The 1,126-nt window shown below is 59.1% G+C and carries 2 protein-coding genes; both read right to left on the reverse strand.

Translation table 11 applies throughout. From position 1 onward, the window contains the following. Positions 1–86: 86 nt before the first annotated feature. Positions 87–692, reverse strand: a complete 606-nt coding sequence (gene pcaG / locus AC1DLB_RS30640) for a protocatechuate 3,4-dioxygenase subunit alpha (RefSeq protein WP_018927931.1) — start codon at positions 690–692, stop codon at positions 87–89. Between the two features lie 11 nt (positions 693–703). Next, a partial coding sequence (locus tag AC1DLB_RS30645) for a dioxygenase family protein (RefSeq protein ID WP_477786359.1) occupies positions 704–1,126 on the reverse strand: 423 nt, incomplete at its 5' end.

Here is a 1,126-nt window from a genome sequence, read left to right on the forward strand (position 1 = left end):
CTCTGCCGCCCTGTGAGGGTGGCAGCGGCTTTTTGTTGTCTGCACGCTTGGCCCGTTGAACTCGCTGGCTCGGCGCGAAGCGGGTTTTAAAAATCGAAGAACACCGTTTCACCCTCCCCCTGAATACGTATGTCGAAACGATAAGCCGCCTTGCCATCCACCTCGCAACGCTGCGCTATCAGCGTTTCGCGACGCTGCGGTTGCTCGATCAGATTAAGCACCGGGCACGTCGCGTTGGCTTGTGGCTCATCGGCAAAGTACAGCCGGGTTTGCAGGTGAATATTGATCCCGCGGGCAAACAGCGACACATTGATGTGAGGCGCCATCGGCACCCCGGCGGCATTGTTCACCACGCCAGGCTTGATGGTGTTGAGTGTCCACTCCCCTGCATCGAAGGTGGTGGCGGTTCGGCCGAAACTGTTGAAGGTTTTTTCCGAGTCGAAGACCGGGTCGTAGACACCTTCATGATTGGCCTGCCAAAACTCCAGAAACGAGTCTCGCACCAGGTGACCGTTGCCGTCATAGACATGACCGATCAGCAGAATCTGTTCGCCCTCGGCACCCGGCTTGGCCATCTGATTCCAGATTTCTTCCGGCCGTGTCGGGTTGCCGGCAGCCTCTAGGGCCAGACCGATATGCACATAGGGGCCGGCCGTTTGCGAAGGGGTTTCGGGTAGCAGTTCGATAGGCATGGACGGACTCCTCAGCAGTTTTCGAAGTGGGTCTTGCGCTGGCCGCGCAGCACGATGTCGAAACGATAGGCCAGGCAATCCATCGGATTGGCATTACCCATGTCGAGCCGGGCGATCAGGCTCTGTACCGCCTCTGGATTGGCGATCGACTTGACGATCGGGCACATCGGGATCAGTGGATCGCCTTCGAAATACAGCTGGGTGATCAGGCGCGTGGCGATCGATGGTCCGCTGATGGAAAAATGGATGTGCGCCGGGCGCCAGTCATTCGGACCGTTGCGCCAAGGATACGGACCGGGTTTCACGGTGCGGAAGCTGTAGTAGCCGTCACGGTCGGTCAGAGCCCGGCCGACACCACCGAAATTCGGGTCCAATGGTGCCAGGTAGCGATCATTCTTGTGCCGGTAGCGACCACCGGCGTTGGCCTGCCACAT

It is taken from the genome of Pseudomonas sp. 05N434, from assembly GCF_056396965.1.

Excerpts from the sequence above, each read along its gene's own strand:
- pcaG (WP_018927931.1), bottom strand. The coding sequence starts at position 692 with ATGCCTATCGAACTGCTACCCGAAACCCCTTCGCAAACGGCCGGCCCC.